Here is a 19,857-nt window from a genome sequence, read left to right as displayed (position 1 = left end):
TGTGCAAGTATAGCCTGTTTTCAAATTGGTTTTTACTTGTCAATCATCAGCCTCAGTGTCTGTGTATCGTCGGAGGTGACGAGGCGTAGGTAGTAAATGCCATTAGGTAAACCATCGGTCTTTAGCTCCAGCCTTACCAACTGTCCAGCGGTAGCTTCACCGTTCGCCACTGTATCAAGCTTTTTGCCCCACGCGTTGTAGAGCTCCAGGCGGTAGTTCTCTCCCATCGGCAGCTTGAACTCCACGTTTGCCTGCTCGCCGAAGGGGTTGGGGAACACTTTCAGGGGCATGGTCGCGGTAGTTTCCTCCTCGGCGGCAGGGTTCTCCCCGCAGCTGCCAAGGCGGTCGTTAGGGTAGGCAAGCAGGTGGACCTTGGTAGCCGCAGGGCTCAGGCAGAGGGTGCGCCCGTTGTGGCAGACGAGCACCCTTCCCAAGGTGCCGCAGCGCGCATCTACTACGGTGATGGTGACGGAGGCCGTAGCGGCGCAGGTGCCGTTATAAGCGGTGACCGTGAAGGTATAGGTGCCGGCTGTAGTCGGGGTGAAAACCGGGTCAGCCACCGTGGTGTCACTTAAGCCCGCAGCCGGGCTCCACACATACCTTTGGGCGCCGCTGGCCACCAGCCGCACGCTCTGCGGGCCGTAGCCCAGGTAAATGGTAGTAGAATCACCGCCGGTGTAGACGTCAGAAGTAGGAATGACGGCGATGGATGGGGTGGGAGGGGTGCAGGGTTCTTCTGGGCTAAGCTTTACGATCCAATAGTCTGTTCCACCACGAGAAGGCTCACTCTTGTCTGCAGAGATACCAGAGTCTGACTGTCCTCCTAAGATGTACCCCTCATCTGAGGTTTGCTGAATTGCATGGAGCCGATCCTCACCCTGTCCACCTAAAGTTTTGTCCCACTTTTTATTTCCCACCGAATCTACCTTCACTACCCAATAATCATAGTTTCCTAGAGCTGCCTCTGACTTATCACCACTTATGCCTGATTCTGAGTATCCCCCCAGGATATAGCCTCTGTCATTTGTTCCCTGAAGAGAAGAAAACCATTCGGACATATCTCCACCATAGGTTTTATCCCATTCCTTGTTTCCGATAGAGTCAATTTTGATAATCCAGTAATCGCTTTCACCCTTAGAAGTTTCTGTTTTTTCGCCGCTGATTCCTGAAGAGGAGGAACCTCCTAATACATAACCGCTATCACTGGTTTGCTCAACAGCATAGAGCCGATCGCTATCTTCTCCGCCATAACTTCTGTCCCACTCCTTGTTGCCTTCAGAATCCAGTTTTAGGATCCAGTAGTCATACCCTCCACGAGAGGCTTCTGTTTTGTCTCCTCCAATTCCAGAATAAGAACCTCCGCCAAGAATATAGCCATTATCGTTAGTCTGTTGAATAGAAGCAAAATTTTCCTCATCACCGCCGCCGAAAGTACGATCCCACTCTTTGTTGCCCACAGAGTCTATCTTCACTATCCAAAAATCAGGGCTGCCAATGAAGCTTTCACTTTTATCGCCACTAATGCCGGAATTAGAATCTCCCCCTAAGATATAGCCTCCGTCGCTCGTTTGCTGAAGGGATTGGAGAACATCCCCGCCATCACCACCATAGGTTCTGTCCCACTGCTTGTTGCCCTTTGCGTCTAGTTTCACAATCCAGTAGTCAAGGCAGCAGTCGATGTTATCTTCAAAGTCACCATGCCTGTCCTGTGTTTTATCACCGCTAATGCCTGAGTTAGAATATCCCCCCAAAATGTATCCCCCGTCGCTCGTCTGCTGGAGAGCATAGAGCCTGTCGACATCATTCCCACCAAAAGTTCTGTCCCACTCTTTCTTACCTGTCGAGTCAAGCTTCACGACCCAATAGTCAAAGCTTCCACGTGAGGCTTCCGACTTATCACCGCCAATACTTGACTCTGTATGTCCACCTAGAATATAGCCTCCGTCGCTGGTTTGCTGAATGTCATAGAACCATTCTGAACTATCTCCTCCGAAAGTTCTGTCCCACTCCTTATTGCCGACGAGGTTGGATTGGATAACAGTTATTGTAACAGAAGCCTCTGCTGAACAGCTATCAGTACGGCCTGTGACAGTGAAGACATAGGTACCAGCTGCCGTCGGGGAGAAAACCGGGTCAGCCACCGTGGTGTCACTTAAACCCTCGGCAGGGCTCCATACATATTGTTCCGCGCCACTGGCCTGTAATGTAACCCGTTGGTGGCCGTACCCCAGTAAGATAGTAGAAGGGTCACCGCCGGTGTAGGTAGCAGAATCTGGGATGACAGAAATGGATAGAGTGGGAGGGGTGCAGAGAGCTTGAGAATACTTGATGGTAGCATACTCAGTATCTATATCAAGGTAACTGACATCTCCATTTTTAAGATAGCTCAGCCCGGTTACATACACATGACCTGAAGCATCTAAAGCGATGGAAGTAGCATTATCAATGTAATTATCAGGTCCATTGTAAGTCATTAGCCACTGCTGTTTGCCCTCGGGGCTATACTTAAGCGTGGCATAGTCTGTGTTTTGCCATTCCGGACCTATGGTGATAGAACCGGTAACATACGCATTCCCTGCGGTATCAAGAGCAATGTCATTGCCTCCTCCTCCCTGTGGTCCGCCCGGTCCGTCGTAAGGCTTGGCCCAAAGTATATCCCCCTGCGTGTTATATTTAATTGTAAGGAAGGCATTGTCGGGGTCTTCTTCCCGGTTACCCGTCTGTCCTGTTACGTACACATTACCTTCGGCGTCCACAGCCAGCGCTCGGGCAAAATCATCTCTTGATGCATCCGTAGCGCCATATAATTTGCTAGAATCAAAAAATCTGACCCAACTCAGCGTGCCGTCTATATTAATTTTTAAGGTAGTATAATCAATCTTGTCAAGGCCGTCAGAATCGCGCTCTGACCAACTGTAACCGGTAACATACACATTGCCAGTTGCATCCAGAGCAAGGTCTTGTGCATAAACGCTTGGAGTATCATCAGGGGCGCCATACTTTGCAGTCCACACCTCATTACCTTCCGTGTCATATTTGATAGTTACTGCGCTATTACGACGCGTAACCGTAGTATCACTGAGGCTAGAACCTGTAACGTATACATTACCAGCGGTATCCAGGGCAAGAGCATTAGCTACATCTCTCAGGCTTAAAGGCCCGTTATACCGTTTTACCCATTGCAGCCCACCGTCGGTATTGTACTTGATGGTAGCATAATCTATGTCAGGATTGGCGCCGTAGTTTAATCCAGCTACGTATACAAAACCAGTCACATATACATTGCCGGCGGCATCCACCTCCATAGCCGTAGCTTGATCTTCCCCATTTCCTGGGCCATTGTAGCTAGCCACCCACTGTTCATTTCCATTTGCACCGTATTTGATGGTGACGTAGTCATACCCGGATCTGGAGTCATAAACATCAGTTTTGTTTCCTGCACTATAACCGGCCACGTACACATTCCCGGCCGAATCCAGCGCAATGCCCACGGGATGATCTGCATTGTTTGCAGGCCCATTATACCTCACTGCCCACTGCTGTTCGCCGGCAGTGTTATACTTGATGGTAACAATGTCTTTAAATGCTTCTGTATCATCGTTGGGTTTATGGGCGTAGCTGAAGCCGGTCACATACACATTTCCGGCACTATCTACAACCATGGCCGTTGCCCCATCATGGCTGCCACCGGGGCCATTGTACTTGGCTACCCACTCCTGGCTAACTTGTGAAAAACCTAAGAAGGGAGTTATTAAAATAACAAGTAGAAGCAGGTGCTTCCAAAGAGATATAAGTCGTTCCATATGCTTAGAATATTAAAGTATGTTTTTCAGGAAGTATCCACATGACAAGTTGTATTGGAGGCGGGAGGTTCTACCGTACAACATTAACCACATACCATTTTAAGGTTAGATGCTCGCTCTGTTACTATATTATTTTACTTATCCAATTTAAAAATGGATTTTTATTATAGTTGGAGAAGGTTTTTATTGTGTAAACTCAATAGCCCCGGTAGTTAAGCTATTGGGTGAGTATGCGTGAGGTAACTTTAGTGGTACTGTAGCTACATTTTTTCGCCAGTTTAGCTTGATGTATAACTGCCAAAGTGAATTGCACTAAAATCGTGAGGTTCTGCAACCTTTCAGCTAAAACTGAATAAAAGAAGGTGGTTCAAAACAACTTCTTTCTTATGCCTTTCAAACATTTACTCAAATCATACTTGCTAACTGCCGCACTGGCCGCACCTATTTATACTTTTGCGCAAGCCCCCCCTGCCGCCACCGAAACCGTGAAGATAGAGGTGCCGGAAAGTATGCGGCAGGCGCCGTTTAACGTGGACCGTTTTGCCAATGTGCCGCCTAACTTTAAGCTGGAAGTATACGCCCGCCTCAGCGGCGCCCGCTTTATGGCGGTGGCGCCCAACGGCGACCTGTTCGTTTCCAAGCCCGACAACGGCTATGTGAAGATCTTCCGCCCAGGCTCTGGCAGCGGCACCCCGCAGGAGTTTGACTTTGCCTCGGGGCTGCAGAAGCCGCACGACATCGTGTTCCACAAGATAGGGGAGCAGCAGTACGTGTACATCTCGGAAAAGAACCGCATCATCCGCTACAAGTATAATAGCGGCGATACGCAGGGCCAGAACATGGAGGTAGTGGTGGATAACTTGCCGGACGAGAGCCTGTCGGAGCTGAAGGGCAACTATGGCCATGTGCTCAAGAACATCGCCCTGGACAGCAATGATAAGCTGTATGTCTCCATCGCCTCTACCTGCAACGCCTGCATAGAAGACACGCAGAGCAACCCGAAGCGCGGGGCCATTTACGTGTACAACGCCGACGGCTCGGGCGGGCGGCTGTTTGCCGAGGGGCTGCGAAATGCGGAGGGGCTGGACTTTGTGCCGGGCACCAATAACCTGTGGGTAACGGTGAATAACCGCGATAACGTGGCCTATCCTTTCGAGGACGAAACCGGCAACTATGGCAAAGTGGTGCAGAGCTATGTGGACAATAACCCGCCGGAGGAATTCACGCTGGTGCGCGACGGCGGCAACTACGGCTGGCCCTTCTGCAACCCAGACCCGCGCGAGGGAATGGACAACATGCCTTTCATCAAGGATGTGCAGCTAAACGCCAACGGGGCGGTGGACTGCAGCGGCATGGACCGCATCAGCAAAGGCATACAGGCGCACTCGGCTCCGCTGGGGCTGCTCTTTACCCAAGACACCAAACTGCCGCAGCCTTACCGCAACGGCGCGCTGATTGCCCTGCACGGCTCCTGGAACCGCTCCAAAGCCACCGGCTATAAGATCATCTATTTTCCGTGGCAGGGTGATAAGCCTGGCGAGCAGCTGGACCTGGTGGGCGGCTTCCTCAACAGCGACTCCACCGAAGCCTATGCCCGCCCTGTGGACATTGCGGTTGACCAGGAGGGAAACTTGTTTATCTCGGATGATGCCGCCCATGCTATCTACAAACTCTCCTACACCGGCCCTGTGGCCTCCGCTGAGACAGAGGCTTTGGAACGGGCCGTGCAAGTATATCCGGTGCCGACAGCGGGAAACCTCAACCTGAAAATAAACGGGCTGAAGCACCCGGAAGTGCGGTTTATACTTACCAACGCCCAGTCGAAAAACGTGCTCGACGTAACCAAGCGGGTGCGTAGCGGAGAGGACACGCTGCAGCTGGATACGCAGCAATTGGCAGCAGGCGTCTACTTTCTCAGCATCATCTCGGGTGAGACGCGCATCGTGCGGCGGGTGGTACTGCAGTAAACATCAGCTAAAAAGTATAAAAACGCAGAAGTACATCACCGTGCTTCTGCGTTTTTTCTTATGCTGAGCTTTCTAAAAAGCCTGCGTACCTTTGCGTGCCGCTTCTGGTCAGGGAGTGGCTATATCCGGAGGAAAGAGATTGAGCAGTTTTATACTTTTATTTGCTTGCCTGGGCCTGGGGATACTGTTGCAGCGCGTAAAGGAGTTTCCGAAAAACGCACCGCAGGTGCTCAACCAGTTCATCATTTACATTTCGCTGCCGGCCCTGGCGCTATACTTTATACCAGACGTGCAGCTGTCGCCGCAGGTACTGCTGCCGGTAGGATTGGCCTGGATCTGCTTTGCAGCCGCTGCCTTGTTTTTCTGGAGCCTGGGCAAAGCCTTTGGCTGGTCGCGGAAACTGGTGGGCTGTCTTATACTTACAGGCGGTTTGGGCAACACTTCCTTTGTGGGTTTACCAGTAATTGAAGCGCTTTTCGGGCCTAAAAGTATAGAAACGGTCATCCTGATCGACCAGCCGGGTACCTTTGTGGTGCTGTCGACCTTAGGCATTGCGCTGGCCGCCAGTTACTCCAGAGGCGCTACCAGCATCAGCACTATTGCCCGCAAGGTTTTCCTGTTTCCGCCCTTTGTGGCTTTCCTGTTGGCGCTATTGCTCAACCTGCTTGGCTTTCACTTTTCCGAGGATATGAAAGACGTATTTCAGCGTTTGGGTGCTACTGTGTCGCCGCTGGCGCTGGTGTCGGTGGGGCTGCAGCTGCGGCCGGAGTGGCGCAGCAAGCACTGGGGCTTTCTGGCGCTCGGGCTCACGTTTCAGCTGATGCTGGCGCCGCTGCTTATACTTTTGCTGTACCGAGGTGTGCTTGATGTGCAGGGTGAGCTGCTGCAGATCTGTGTGCTGGAGGCCGCCATGGCGCCCATGGTGACGGCCAGCATTGTGGCGGCTGCTTATGGCCTCAAACCCCGGCTCGCCAACATGATGGTGGGCTTCGGCATCCCGATTTCCTTCATCACGCTGGCCTTCTGGTATTGGGTCTTGAATTTCGTTATCAGTTAATCGCTTAAAACGAACAACTAAAAACCAGCAACTAGTTCTGGTACGTATCCAGTTTGATCTTCTCGATGAGGAGGTAATTTTTAAACTGGTGGATGAGTTTGTCCATCTCCTGCTCCTTGGCCGTTAGCGCCTCCAGTTCATCGTCAGAATCCTGCAGCACAGGGCGCAGGCGGAAGAGGCTGTCCTGCAGCTGCGGAATGGCAGCCTCGGTCTGTTGGCGTAGGCTTGGCTCCATATCAGCATTTAACGAGTCCTCTAGTTCTTTTATGTATAGCTCCAGGAACTCCATCATGTGCCAGGGGTTGTTGGGGCGGTTCCAGGTGAAGGAGGTATTGCAGCGGCGACAGCGGTAGGTGTTCAGTTTCCAGCCATGCTCGTTTGTAACTGCGGCCTGCCGTTTCAGCATATCCGCTTTGCGGCATTTCGGGCACTCGGCTTTGTCCTCTATCAGTTTTTCCAGGCGGCTGCGCTTGTCCATAATGGCTTCGCGGTTCTCGGCGTGCTGCAGCAGTTGCTGCTCCAGGTTCTCGCAGGCCTGCGTCACTTGTTTCTGCCCCTCGCTCAATTCTCCGTCCACGGTAAGCTGTGCTGCGCGCTTACTGAAGTAGCGTGCCAGCTTTATAAGTTCTCTCTCGTTTGCCTTCAATGCTCTGTTCATACTTACAAAGGTAAGGCTTATATGTTAGAATGTTAAAAAGTTAGAAAGGTGAGGGAGAAGAAAGTAGAAAGGTAGAGAGGTAGAAAAGTATAAAATTGCGTGTAGCCGCTAAACAAAAGAGACGCAAGGTATTGCGTCTCTACAGTGTCTACTATACTTTCTAACTTTCTAACTTTTTAACTCCCCTTATTTCTTCTCCCTCACCCGTTTGTAAAGGCGGATGGCCAGCATGAGCATGGCAGAGAAGAGAATCAGGCCGATGATGCCCCAGAGCATGCTGAGCGAGCTTTTGAGCACCACCAGGAACACGATGCTGATGAGAAAGAGCGTGGCCACCTCGTTCCAGATGCGGAGCTGTGTGGAGTTATACTTGATGATACCCTGCTGCTGCTGTTTAAAGATGGCGTGGCAGAGGAAATGGTACACGTAAAGGCCCACCACAAAACTCAGCTTCCAGACGAGCCAGCCAGGCACTGAGCCGTACAGGTACAGCATGGTAAGGCCAAAGATGAGCGTGAGGATGGCGGAGGGCCAGGTAATGCCGTACCATAGGCGTTTCTGCATCAGGGCCAGCTGCTTCTGAAGGATGGATTTCTCCGGTTCCGGCTTTTCGGCGGCCTCAGCATAATAAATGAACAGGCGCACGATGTAGAACAGGCCGGCAAACCAGGTTACCACAAAAATGATATGCAGCGCCTTTACGTAGAAATAGCTCATAGCAGCGGGTAGTGTTTCTGCAAAGGTAAGCCGAAATGTTTAATTGCCGGAAGCGAAGTATGATTCCTGTACTTAGAGAAGCAAGTCAATACTTTGTAGGGACAGGTCGCGACCTGTCCGCGCAACGGCGGCAGCTATGCAATTTATACTTTAGCAACAGTAATTGCAGAATTCCCCTCCTGAACTAAGGCTACGATTAAGACATAGGTATAACTAGCCCCTCTACCGCGAGCTTTCAGCTTGGGGGAGGCGTTTTATACTTTCGCCAGTTGAAAACTTGGAGCAGCAATGGACTTGTTTCGGGAGAGGGGCAGGGGTGGTTAGGCGCGGTGGCTGACAAGGCACAAGCGGACGCTTGCGCCATACTATCTACCATACTTTAAAGCGAGTCTGGAGACTCGCTACCCACCTGGCGTCACCGGCTGGATGCCGGCGCCAGTTAAGAGCCACGAAAGAAAAAGAGGCACAATTGCTTGCGCCTCTGATTCCCCATATACATATAATCACAAAAAACTCTTATACCGATTTGCTGAACACCGGCGTGGTGGGCTTGTCTTGCCACAGTCTTGCATCAAAGCACATGGCGATGTTGCGCAGGAACGGCCTGCCAGCCTCCAGCACCTGGATGTCGTGGTTGGTATACTCCAGCAGTCCGTCCTCTTCCAGCGGCTGCAGCCTGATCAGGGCGTCCACAAAGTAGGGCAGCTCTTCCTCGGTCCAGCTGGTGCTCAGGCGGCACATTAGGTTCAGGATATGCTTCCGGACGATGAGGTCTTCCTCGGTCAGCTCGTGTCCCTTCAGCAGTGGCAGCACACTAGACGCAATGGCGGCCTCATAGGGCTCCACTTCTTTTATGTTCTGCATAAAGGCCGTGCCGGTGTCGGAGATGCTGGAGCAGCCAAGGCCGATCAGCAGCTCGGTGTGGCGCGGCGTGTAGCCCATAAAATTGCGGTGCAGGTTTCCGTTTTGGGCGGCTACGTACAGCTCATCCTCCGGCAGGGCAAAGTGGTCCAGGCCGATCTCGACGTAGCCCGCTTCTTCCAGCATGGTGCGCCCCAGTTCATACAGGCCGCGCTTTTCGGCTGGCTCCGGCAGGTCTTTTTCAGAGTAGCGGCGCTGGGCCTTGCTCTTCCAGGGCACGTGGGCATAGCTGTAGAAGGCAATGCGCTCGGGGCGCAGCTCTTTTACGCGCTCTACTGTGTGGCGCACACAGTCGGCATCCTGAAAAGGCAGCCCGTAGATGATATCAGCGTTGATAGAAGTATAGCCAATGGCGCGGGCGTCATCAAATGTCTGTTTGGTGCGCTCAAACGTCTGGATGCGGTTAATGGCCAGCTGCACGCGCGGATCGAAATCCTGCACACCCACGCTCAGCCTCCTGAAGCCCAGGTTGTAGAGCACCTGCAGCTGCTCGGCGTTGGTGGCGTTCGGGTGCACCTCAATGCTAAAGGCGGCATCCGGTGTGATCTCTGCGTCTTTCAGCAGGGTTTCCAGCAGTGTTTTCAGGTTTTGGGCGCTGAAGAACGTAGGCGTGCCGCCGCCCAGGTGCAGCTCTGTGATGCGCGGTTTCTCATCAAACTCCGCCAGGTATAGTTCCCACTCCTTTATGATGGCGGCCAGGTAGGGCTCTTCCACGGCGTGGTTGGTGGTGATGCGCTTGTTGCAGCCGCAGTAGGTGCACAGCTTCTCGCAGAACGGCAGGTGCAGGTAAAGACTGATGCCTTCAGTGCTGTTCGTCTTCCGAAAGGCCTGGCGCACGTGGCGCAGCCACTGTTCCTGCGTCAGCGGCTTCTCGTCCCAGTAAGGCACAGTGGGGTAGCTGGTGTAGCGCGGCGACGGCACATCATACTTAGCCAGCAGTTCGGCAGGTGTGGTTTTAAGCAGCTCTTGCATCTTGTTTCTCCTCTTCAATTATTACACTGCAAAGGTCCGCAGCAGGGCCTCTCCACGAAATGACATTTGTCACCTTAAAGGGTGCAGAAAGATGATTCTTTGCCGGAATATGCCTAAATTCACAGGATTTGCCACTTTTCCTGATTTATACCTATGAAGATTACAAGACCTACCTTACTTCTGGATAAACAGAAGGCTTTGCAAAACATCAGCCGCATGGCTGCCAAAGCAAAGCAAAACGGCGTGCGGCTGCGCCCGCATTTCAAAACGCACCAGTCGGCGCAGGTGGGGGAGTGGTTTCGTGCCTACGGTGTGGAGGCGATCACGGTATCATCGGTGCGCATGGCCCGCTACTTTGCCGACCACGGCTGGACCGATATCATGATCGCCTTCCCGGCCAACGTGCTGGAGATGGAAAGTATAAACGAACTCGCCTCGCGCATAAACCTGCACCTGGTGGCCGTAAACCAGGATACCGTTACAGCACTGGCCAAAGGCCTGCGGCACCCGGTGCAGCTCTCGCTTAAAATAGACACCGGCTATCGCCGCACAGGCATACTGGCTACTAATTATGCCGAAGTAGACGCCATTGTGCAACTGATCCGGGAGCAGGAAAAATTGCAGTTTGCCGGTTTTGTGGTACACGACGGCCATACCTACAAGCAAACCGACGCAGACGCCATCCAGACGATCTTCAACACCTCTGTATACCAACTGCGCCAGCTGCGCAACCGCTACAAGGCCAAGCACCCTAACCTGCAGCTTTCTATTGGCGATACGCCCTCCTGCAGCATCATTGAGGCGCTGCAGGGCGTGGACGAGATCAGGCCGGGAAATTTCGTGTTTTACGACCTCATGCAGCAACGCATCGGCTCCTGCACCTTTGAGGACATTGCCGTGTGCATGGCCTGCCCGGTGGTAGCCAAGCATCCCGACCGGGGCGAAATTATACTTTACGGCGGCAGCGTGCATTTTTCGAAAGAGGTGCTGCTGCAAGAGGATGCCTCCACGAGCTACGGGCGCGTGGTGACGCTGACAGAAGATGGCTGGTCGGAGCCGCTAGAGGGGATACAGGTGGTGTCGTTGTCGCAGGAGCATGGGGTGGTAAAAGCCACACCGGAGCAATTCAGCAAGTATAACATCGGCGACCTGATGGGCGTGCTGCCGGTTCACTCCTGCCTCACGGCCAACTTAATGCAAGGCTACCTGACGACGGAGGGAGAGGTGCTGGAGCACCTGACGGGCTTGCCACAGCAGCTTGTTTCTTAACTATTTGGTGCGTAAAATACGCCGCGGCTTTATACTTTTGCAGGAGAAGAAACCATGGCCACCACTACCAAACCACCCCTCAAGAAAGCGCCTGTTGCCAAGCCGCCCGCCAAACGGGTAGCCAAGCCTAGGCAGCCGCGCAAAAAGCAGAAGCCTGGCGGCGTGCCCAAGCGCTTCTGGATTGGTGTGGCCGCGTTGCTGGGCATTGCCCTGCTGGTGCTGTACGTGGAGTATTTTGTAGTGAAGCCGAAGCCTGTGTGGCCCATGGGGCACACGGTATATGGGGTGGATGTGAGCCATTATCAGAAGGAGATAGCGTGGCCAAAGGTGCGGGAGAGCGAAATTACCTTTGCCTTTGTGAAAGCCACCGAGGGTGTGTCGCTGAAGGATAAGAAGTTTGAGGAGAACTGGGCCGGTGCCGCTGAGGTGGGCATCATCCGGGGAGCTTATCATTTCTACCTGCCTTACCTGGATCCCACGGAACAGGCACGCCATTTTACCGCTGCCGTACAGCTGCAAAGCGGCGATTTGCCGCCGGTGCTGGATGTGGAGGTGCGCGGGCGCAAACCAGCGGCGCAGCTCCGCAAAGACCTCAAAGTATGGCTGGATTACGTGGAGAACGCCTACGGCACCCGGCCGATCATCTATACGGGCTATCACTTTTACAAAGACTACCTGCAGGGCCACTTCGACAGCTACCCGCTCTGGATAGCGCATTACGAGGTGCCCAAGCTCAGCATCGAGAAAAGCAATACCCGCAAGCTTACCTTCTGGCAGCACACCGACAACGGCTCCATCAAAGGTATAAACACCTCCGTGGACTGCAACGTGTTCTACGGCAGCATGCGCGACTTAAAAAGCGTCTGTATTCCATAAGGCTACAAAGAATGCGCAGCTAGAAAAACTTGGAGTTTATACTTTGTATCGAAGCTGCCAAAGTATACTACCTCTATCTTTTGAGCCGTGTGCGCCCAAGATTTCAGAATCTTGGGACAAATTCCCCTCCCTGGAGGGGTTAGGGGTGGGTCAAAAAGGCTGGCAAGTAGTAAAAGATGGTTCATGCGCACAAGTGATTTAATTAAAGTATAAGCCGAAGGCTGCTGCCACAGACACTTCAAATTTAGGCTCAGCCAAAACGCCATAAAAAAAGCGCAACCTAGCGGCTGCGCTTTTATACTTTCAGGCCAAGTTAGTACCTGTCAAAATCTCTGTCGTGGCTTCTGTCCCAGGTGCGGCTACGGTTGTGGCTGCCCATGTAGCTGCCTCTCCTGCGCTCGTTGAAGCTGTGGTCCGGGTCATAGTCGTAGTCGCTGTCGCGGTGCTGTATGCGCGTGTTGTCTGTGTCGCGGGCGTAGGTCTCGTTGGGGTAAGACTGTCCGCGGCTACCCGAGAAGCTGCCCATGTTTGAGCGCATGTCATAGGGGTCGTTGTAGCTAGAGCTATTGTTGCCTCTGCTGTAGCTGCCCATGGAGCCGTAGTTGCCGGTGTCGTAGTCGCTCGGGGAGGTTCGGTTGTAGCCGCTGCCCATGTAGTTACCTTCTGAGGAGCCGTAGTTGTAGGAGCTGCCGCCATCGTCTGAGCGGCCACTGTAGCCTCTGTTACGGTTGCTGTCTGAGCCGCGGAAGCTGCCGCTGCCCTGGTTATAGTTGTCGCGGTTAAAGTCGTAGCGGCCTTGGCTGGTGCCCTGGAACCTTCTGGAAGTCTGACTGCCGTACAGGTCGCGGTCGGTATCGTTTCTGAAGGTGGAGCCGTGGCTGTCGTAATCGCTTTGATAGCCGTAGCTGCGCTGGCCTCTGTTGCCTCTGCCGCTGTAGAACTCGTGCTCGCGGTCGGAAGGGTGCTGGCCGCCTCTGCTGTCGCCGTAGCCCTGTGCGCCGCCGTAGCTGCCCATGTTGCCATAGTTGCGGGAGGAGCTGTAGGTGCCGTACATACCTTGGTTAGACGTGTTGCGCGAGCCGCCCATCTCATTGCCCTGGTTGCCCCAGGTGCCGGTGTGGCTTTCGTTTCCGTAGCCGCCGCGGGCCGATGCGCCGTAGTCGTCAAAACGGTAGCCGCTTCCCTGTTCCGGGTGCCGGTAACGCTCAGAGCGATGGGTATGAAATTCGTGACTTGGGTTGTTCCAATTGTCTTCTCTGTTCATAGCTTTCAGGTTTAGGTTAAAAAGCGATTAATTCTCTCTTGTTAACGGATAGCAGCGGCAGGGGTTGAGCTAAACCGGTTAAGGCTTGGGCCGCTGGTAATTAGCGGGGTGCTGTAGCACAACGGGAGCCGGTTCAGCCTGCACCTCTGTATCTTGCGAGAAACCAAACAGGTTGTCCTTGCTAAGTATAAAGCACACGGATACGCACGTGGCCAGCAGCACCATCACCACCGCCACCTGCCGGATGCCGTCGTAGAAGCCGTGGCGGGTGCGCCACACGGCATAGCGCAGCGGCATCAGGAGCGGCTGCAGCAACGCGGCGTGCAGCAGATAATGGCGCACCCACTCCATAAAACGTTCCTGCCCAATCACCACAATACTGCCAAGTATGGCCACATTCGTCAGGGCAAAAAGCGCCATCATCTGCACGTAAGGGTTGTTGTACAGGTGGCCATACTCCAACTGGGTGTAGGCAATTGCGCCGAAACCCAACAGGATCATGAGGATGTTGGGCAGGCTGAGCAGCAGGTTGTTTTTGGGTTTGTCGTCTTTGGGCGTTGGGATGTAGGGCACTTTAATGCGAAGTATGGCATAAACCAGGCCCAGCAGAAAAACCCACCAGGTGCCGGTGCGCAAAATGCCCCCGAACAGGTGAAAGCCTTTCTCGTTTTTCTCGTGGTACCAGCGCTGCGCAAAATGCCGGATGCAGATGGAGATGCAGAAGAAAGGCATAAACATCACCACGAACTCGCCCAGCGACACATACCACGGGAACTCCACCAGCACCAGCGCCAGCACCGGAATCAGGAAATCGATCAGGTTGAAGACGCCGAACAGGTAGTAGAGCGGCAGCGTGAAGTAATGGATCTTCTGGCGCAGCGTGAAGTGGCGGAACAACTTAGGGTATACCATAAAGAGCAGCTCGAAGGTGCCGCGCGCCCACTTTATCTGTTGCTTGTAGTATGCCGCCAGCGTGCCCGGCACCAGGCCCCGGCTCAGCATCTTGGGCACATACTTCGATGTCCAGCCTTTGGCGTGCAGCTGCATGGCCGTGTGCATATCCTCGGCCAGCCCGGCCGCGTGGCCGCCAATGCTGTCCAGTGCCTTGCGGCGGAAGGTGCAGTTGGCGCCAATGGCCTGTACCGTGCCGTAGCTGTTCATGCCCATCATCATGGGGCCGTAAAAGCTGTAGGTCTGCTCGGCCGCGCCATAGGCTATCAGGCTTTCCTTCTGGTTATAGTAGCCCTGCACCACCTGCACAAAGCCCACCTCCGGGTCCTCGAAGTATGGCAGCACCTCATCCAGGAACTCCGGCACCGGCACATGGTCGGGATCAAGTATAAGGCAAATATCGCCGGTGGCCTGCTTAAGCGCATTGTTGATGTTGCCGGCCTTGGCGTTGATCTTCTCGGTGCGGGTAACGTGCACCACGCCCAGCCGCTCGCACTCCGCCTTCAACACAGGGTCATCGCCCTCGTCGCAGAGGTAGGCAGTGTGCGGGTAGTTTATTTTCTGGATGGCCTCTAAGGTGTTGATGATCATGCTGCGGGGCTCGCCGGGGCAGTAGGTCGTCAGGATGTCCACGGTGAAGTTAGTGCGCAGCTCCGGCCTCTCCGGAACGCTCACGGCATAATAGTGATACCACTCGTGCAGCGTGCGCAGCAGCTTAAAACCCAGGGCCGTGGTCAGGAGCCAGTACAGTGGCTCATACCCAATATGGTCTTCGTCTATAAACCAATACAGAAAAAGCCCCATCGTAATCAGTCCCATCCAGATCATAAAGCGCACGGTCTGCACATCGCGCCGGAGCGGCGACTGGTCTGTAGTAGGGCCGGAAATAGGGGAGGGAGACGTAAAAAAATGTCGCATCAAAAGTATAAGCTAAAGGGTAAACAGAGAGTAAACGCTTGTTCTCCGGTAGAAAAAGAGTTGCGGAAATAAGATTTTAGCTTTAGTAAACGGTGGCATATGCTAAGTGCCAAACGTACCTGTATACTTGAAACAAGGCAAAATGTTATGCGTAAACCCCTTAACCGCGACCTTTTACCTAAAATATCCCTTGAACCTATGCTTCACCCTTTGCTTCAGAAGCCTCTGCAGAAAATTATACTTTATTGTGTTGCATGCCTTGTTTTTTTTTCGTGCAGCACCAGCCCCGACCAAAACCAGAAGTATAAACCGCTTGGGCGAGAGGTGGAGGTGGTGCAGAAGGGAAACCGATTTGTGCTGATGCGCCACGGAGAGCCATACTTTATAAAGGGCGCGGCCGGGTATGAGTACTTCGGTCGGCTAAGCAGGTACGGAGGCAACTCGGTGCGGGTGTGGCACACCGAAAACGCCCAACAGGTGCTGGACTCGGCGCAGGCGCACGGACTTACCGTAACACTGGGCCTATGGATGGCCCGCGAGCGCGAAGGCTTTAACTACTACGACAAAGACCTGGTGGCGCAGCAGCGCGAGGAACTGCGGCAGGTGGTGCTAAAGTATAAAGATCATCCGGCCTTGCTGATGTGGGGCATCGGCAATGAGCTATATGCCGAAGGCTCTAACGTGAAAGTATGGGACGCGGTGAACGGCATTGCAGAAATGATCCATGAAGTGGACCCCGACCACCCTACCACAACTACGGTGATGAACGTGCCGGAGAAGGTGGTGAACCTGATCGCGGACCGCTGCCCTGCCCTCGACGTGCTTTCCATCAACTCCTTTGGAGCCATGCACAACCTGCCCGAAGAGCTAAGTAAAACCGACTGGAAAGGCCCTTACGTCATCTCGGAGTTTGGCGCGCGCGGTTATTGGGAATCGTATTATACCTGGTGGATGGCCCCCATCGAGCAAACCAGTTCTGAAAAGGCCGAGTTTGCACGGGAGCGCTACGAGCAGTCGGTGTTGGCCGATACCAGCCACTGCCTCGGCTCCTATGTGTTTTTGTGGGGCAATAAGCAGGAAACTACCCCCACCTGGTTCAGCCTGATAAACGAGAACGGGGAGGAGACAGGGCTGGTGCAGGAAATGCGCGCGCTGTGGGGCGATACCACCTCGCTGAACCAAGCCCCCTACATTGCCTACCTGAAGTTGGATGACAAGTTTGCCTTTGAGCAGATCTACCTGAAGCCTGGCCAGACCTTTGAAGGGCAAGCCTTTGCCTTTGACCCCGATCAGGACTCGCTGCGGGTAACCTGGGAGGTGCTGCCCGAGGCGGAGCAGAAAGACGGCAATGCCGACAAACAGGTAAAGCCGGCCCCGCTGCCGCAGGCGCTTGCTAGGCAGCAGCACACCAAAGTATGGTTGCAAACGCCCCGCCAGGAGGGCGCTTACCGGCTTTACGTTTACCTGCGCGACGGGCAAAACAACCTGGCCACCGCCAACGTCCCCTTCTACGTCACTAGCAAGCCTTTGAAATAGTTATAGTTGGTATAGTGCAATTTTTGTTGGCGGCTGCCACCTGCCTGAAAGCTTTAGCTCATGTTAAAGTATGATTTATAGAAAAGCAGGTAACAAAGCGCTGCCCACGATAGTACAATAATCCTACGCTGCTTTGGAGACAGATGGCGGAAACGGCTGCTTCCAAAGCAGGACCTACCCCATGGCAGTGGCTTTAGGGCAGCTGCCCGCTGATTAATAACTGAAAACAATATGGCTAAAGTAATAGAATTACAGGAAGGCCTGCACCGCCAGGCGGCGCACGATTTTTACCGTGAGGCGCTGGGCGTGATGGCCGACAGTAACATAGATTTTATGGTGGGAGGAGGGTTTGCCCTGCGCCTCTACACCGATATTATGCGCGACACCAAGGACCTGGACGTATTTTGCAAAGCCAGCGATACCCCCGCGCTTCTAAAGGCGTTCAAAGAGAACGGGTTCGACACCGAGCTGACGGATGTGCGCTGGCTGGCCAAGGCCATCAAAGGAGAGCACTTCATGGACATCATCTTTAACAACCCCGGCAACCACTGCGCCGTGGACGACAGCTGGTTTGAGCGCTCTACCCCCAGCGAGCTGCTGGGCGTAAAGGTAAAGGTGATTCCCGCAGAAACCCTGATCTGGTCTAAGCTGTACGTGCAGAACCGCGAGCGCTACGACGGCGCCGACATCAACCACATCATCCTGCGCTACGGCGAGCACCTGGACTGGAAATGGCTCTGGCAGCACATGGACACGCATTGGCAGCTGTTGCTGGCCCAGTTCCTGTCCTTCCAGTTCGTGTACCCATCGGAGCGCGACATCATACCGAAGTGGCTTTTTGATGAGCTGTTTCAGCGGGCCGAGGCGGAGCTGGACATGCCGGCACCAAAAGAGAAGATCTGCCGGGGGCCGCTCATCGACCAGACACAGTATAAAATCGACATCACCGATTGGGACTTTAAAGTAGTTACCATCAGATCTGTTTAACCTATGGCGAACAAAAAAGAAAAGAAAACCAGAATTGCGGCAGTAGGGGACATACATGTGCGGGAGACGGACCGTGGCAAATGGGAGGAGTTTTTCACCAAAGTATCGGAGGAGGCGGAGGTGCTGTTGCTGTGCGGCGACCTGACCGACACGGGCCGCACCGCGGAGGCGGAAATACTGGCCGATGAGCTGAAGGCCTGCAGCATACCGGTAGTGGCGGTGCTGGGCAACCACGACTATGAGCGCGACAACCAGAAATCGATCCGGAAGGTATTGCTGAAACAGAACGTGCACATGCTGGATGGCGACAGCGTGGTGATCGGCGATGTGGGATTTGCCGGCGTGAAAGGCTTTGGGGGAGGCTTTGACAAAGGCATGCTCGGCATGTTTGGGGAGCCGATGATCAAGAGCTTTGTGCAGGAGGCCGTAGATGAGGCCCTGAAGCTGGATGGGGCGCTATCGCGGCTGGAGAGCGACAACGTGGATATTAAGAAGATAGCGGTGCTTCACTATGCACCCATCAGGGCCACTGTGGAGGGGGAGCCGGAGCAGATTTTTCCTTTCCTGGGTTCCTCGCGGCTGGCTGAGCCTATAAACCGGCGCGGCGTGGTGGCGGCTTTCCATGGCCATGCGCACATCGGCACGCTGGAGGGCGAGACCTCAAAAGGCGTCAAAGTCTTTAACGTGTCCAAGCCCATCCTAATGAAAGAGGGGTTTGACCCGCCTTATTATATTTTTGAAGTATAAAAGAGTGAAGTATAAACGAGTCGCGCCACCTGATACCGGGTGGCGCGACTCGTTTTTGGCTACTCCTCTTCCGATGTGTTCTTGAGTTTCATCAGCAGGGCGTAGGCGCCTTTGGTAGCGTAGGCTTGTTCGCGCAGGTTAGAGCCAGGGGGCAGGTTTAGTTCGGTGTAGCCATGCTCGGTGATGCCTGTGGGCGCCTCCACCATCTCGAACAGGCCGCCGCCTTTGGAGGCAAACATAAAGTCCTTGTTCTCGAACTGCACGATGGCCTCCTCCGGCAGCACCAGGGCGTCCTGCCGCTGTACCTCAATCTCGGCGTTCACAAAGGTGCCCGGCACCAGCGTCTTGTCCTGTTGCTGCAGGTGGCAGTGCACCTCCACCGTGCGGTCGGGGGCTATGTCGCGGCTGATGTAGATAATCTCGGATGGGTATACTTTGGAAGGGTTGCTGGCGCTTCGGGCCAGCACCTTTTGCCCGATGTGCAGCTTATCTACATCCTTCTCAAACACCTGCAGGTTCACGTGGATGTCAGAGGGGTCTATCAGCTCAAACAGCACATCAGACGGCACCACGTACTTACCCGGGTTTACAAACACCCTGGACACAAAACCGTGTATAGGGGAATACAGCTGTATGCTGCGCGACAGGCTGCTCTCGCTCAGGCGATCGGGGTTAAGCCCCAGTAGCCGTAGTTTTTCGGCGAGGGCCTTCACCAGCACCCGCTGGCTCTGGTAGTCGGCCTTGGTTTGCTGGTATACTTTGTCGCTGGAGGCCTTGCTCTGGTTCAGCTCCTGCTGGCGCTTGTGCTCCTGCTCCAGGAACGCCAGTTTGGTTTTGGCAGTCAGGTAGTCCTGTTGCAGCTGTATGTACTGCTGGTCCTCCATAACTGCCAGCACCTGCCCTTTTTTAACCTCCATGCCCGGCAGTAGCGTTGATTTTTTCAGGTAGCCTCCCAGCGGCACACTTACTGAGATCAGTCCCTGGGGAGGCACATCGAGCTTACCGTTTACCTGCAAAACCGCTGACACCGGGCGCTGTTGTAGTTTGCCGGTCTCTACGCCAGCGTTTTGAAGCTGGGTCTCCGTGAGTTGTACCGTAGCTGTGCTGGCTGCCGTGGTTTCCACGGCCTCGGCGGGCTGTTTAGAGCTGCAGGCTGCCAGGAGGAATAGCATGGGTATAGATAGTGATTTTATGAGCTTTTTCATGTGGCTGGG

At 54.0% G+C, this 19,857-nt stretch carries 14 protein-coding genes; 7 read left to right on the top strand and 7 right to left on the bottom strand.

The window, feature by feature from the left end; all coding sequences use genetic code 11:
- Positions 1-32: 32 nt before the first annotated feature.
- The gene (locus FJM65_RS15460) at positions 33-3,803 is read right to left on the bottom strand and encodes an SBBP repeat-containing protein (RefSeq protein WP_140622452.1); all 3,771 of its coding nucleotides are present in this window, start codon (positions 3,801-3,803) and stop codon (positions 33-35) included.
- A 386-nt stretch (positions 3,804-4,189) separates the two neighbouring features.
- Between FJM65_RS15460 and FJM65_RS15455 the strand changes: the two genes are divergently transcribed.
- Both FJM65_RS15455 and FJM65_RS15450 read left to right on the top strand, forming a co-directional pair.
- Positions 4,190-5,770, top strand: a complete 1,581-nt coding sequence (locus tag FJM65_RS15455) for a T9SS type A sorting domain-containing protein (RefSeq protein ID WP_140622451.1) — start codon at positions 4,190-4,192, stop codon at positions 5,768-5,770.
- 115 nt (positions 5,771-5,885) lie between these two features.
- Positions 5,886-6,827 carry an AEC family transporter gene (locus FJM65_RS15450; RefSeq protein ID WP_262710947.1) on the top strand — a complete coding sequence of 314 codons (942 nt, stop codon included), beginning with the start codon at positions 5,886-5,888 and terminating at the stop codon, positions 6,825-6,827.
- Positions 6,828-6,858: 31 nt separating this feature from the next.
- Here the strand turns inward: FJM65_RS15450 and FJM65_RS15445 are convergent, their stop codons facing one another.
- The 3 genes from FJM65_RS15445 to hemN form a co-directional block, all read right to left on the bottom strand.
- A complete protein-coding gene (locus FJM65_RS15445; RefSeq protein WP_140622449.1) occupies positions 6,859-7,485 on the bottom strand; it encodes a hypothetical protein in 627 nt (208 codons plus the stop codon).
- A 186-nt stretch (positions 7,486-7,671) separates the two neighbouring features.
- On the bottom strand, positions 7,672-8,202 hold the full coding sequence (locus FJM65_RS15440; protein ID WP_140622448.1) for a CopD family protein: 531 nt from the start codon (positions 8,200-8,202) through the stop codon (positions 7,672-7,674).
- A 516-nt stretch (positions 8,203-8,718) separates the two neighbouring features.
- The gene (hemN, locus tag FJM65_RS15435; RefSeq protein ID WP_140622447.1) at positions 8,719-10,095 is read right to left on the bottom strand and encodes an oxygen-independent coproporphyrinogen III oxidase; all 1,377 of its coding nucleotides are present in this window, start codon (positions 10,093-10,095) and stop codon (positions 8,719-8,721) included.
- A 153-nt stretch (positions 10,096-10,248) separates the two neighbouring features.
- On the opposite strand from hemN, the gene FJM65_RS15430 reads away from it, so the two are divergent.
- Both FJM65_RS15430 and FJM65_RS15425 read left to right on the top strand, forming a co-directional pair.
- Complete coding sequence (locus FJM65_RS15430) at positions 10,249-11,364, top strand: alanine racemase (protein ID WP_181163743.1); 1,116 nt, start codon at positions 10,249-10,251, stop codon at positions 11,362-11,364.
- A 54-nt stretch (positions 11,365-11,418) separates the two neighbouring features.
- Positions 11,419-12,240 carry a glycoside hydrolase family 25 protein gene (locus FJM65_RS15425; protein WP_140622445.1) on the top strand — a complete coding sequence of 274 codons (822 nt, stop codon included), beginning with the start codon at positions 11,419-11,421 and terminating at the stop codon, positions 12,238-12,240.
- A gap of 313 nt (positions 12,241-12,553) precedes the next feature.
- Here FJM65_RS15425 and FJM65_RS15420 read toward each other — a convergent pair whose 3' ends face one another.
- Positions 12,554-13,504 (bottom strand): hypothetical protein, encoded by a 951-nt coding sequence (locus FJM65_RS15420; RefSeq protein WP_140622444.1) that lies wholly within the window; start codon positions 13,502-13,504, stop codon positions 12,554-12,556.
- Positions 13,505-13,582: 78 nt separating this feature from the next.
- Complete coding sequence (locus FJM65_RS15415; RefSeq protein WP_140622525.1) at positions 13,583-15,373, bottom strand: glycosyltransferase family 2 protein; 1,791 nt, start codon at positions 15,371-15,373, stop codon at positions 13,583-13,585.
- Positions 15,374-15,583: 210 nt separating this feature from the next.
- Here FJM65_RS15415 and FJM65_RS15410 point away from each other — a divergent pair, with 210 nt between their 5' ends.
- The 3 genes from FJM65_RS15410 to FJM65_RS15400 all read left to right on the top strand — a co-directional run bounded on the left by FJM65_RS15410 (position 15,584) and on the right by FJM65_RS15400 (position 18,643).
- Positions 15,584-16,909, top strand: coding sequence for a glycoside hydrolase family 2 TIM barrel-domain containing protein (locus FJM65_RS15410; protein WP_239022978.1), 1,326 nt, complete (start codon positions 15,584-15,586; stop codon positions 16,907-16,909).
- Between the two features lie 231 nt (positions 16,910-17,140).
- Positions 17,141-17,896, top strand: a complete 756-nt coding sequence (locus FJM65_RS15405) for a nucleotidyltransferase (RefSeq protein ID WP_140622443.1) — start codon at positions 17,141-17,143, stop codon at positions 17,894-17,896.
- A 3-nt stretch (positions 17,897-17,899) separates the two neighbouring features.
- The gene (locus FJM65_RS15400) at positions 17,900-18,643 is read left to right on the top strand and encodes a metallophosphoesterase family protein (protein ID WP_140622442.1); all 744 of its coding nucleotides are present in this window, start codon (positions 17,900-17,902) and stop codon (positions 18,641-18,643) included.
- Between the two features lie 59 nt (positions 18,644-18,702).
- Here the strand turns inward: FJM65_RS15400 and FJM65_RS15395 are convergent, their stop codons facing one another.
- Positions 18,703-19,815, bottom strand: a complete 1,113-nt coding sequence (locus tag FJM65_RS15395) for an efflux RND transporter periplasmic adaptor subunit (RefSeq protein ID WP_219855996.1) — start codon at positions 19,813-19,815, stop codon at positions 18,703-18,705.
- Positions 19,816-19,857: the final 42 nt, after the last annotated feature.

It is taken from the genome of Pontibacter mangrovi, from assembly GCF_006385705.1.
GTDB classification, from domain to species: domain Bacteria; phylum Bacteroidota; class Bacteroidia; order Cytophagales; family Hymenobacteraceae; genus Pontibacter; species Pontibacter mangrovi.
This window is presented reverse-complemented; position numbering and strand designations above follow the sequence as displayed.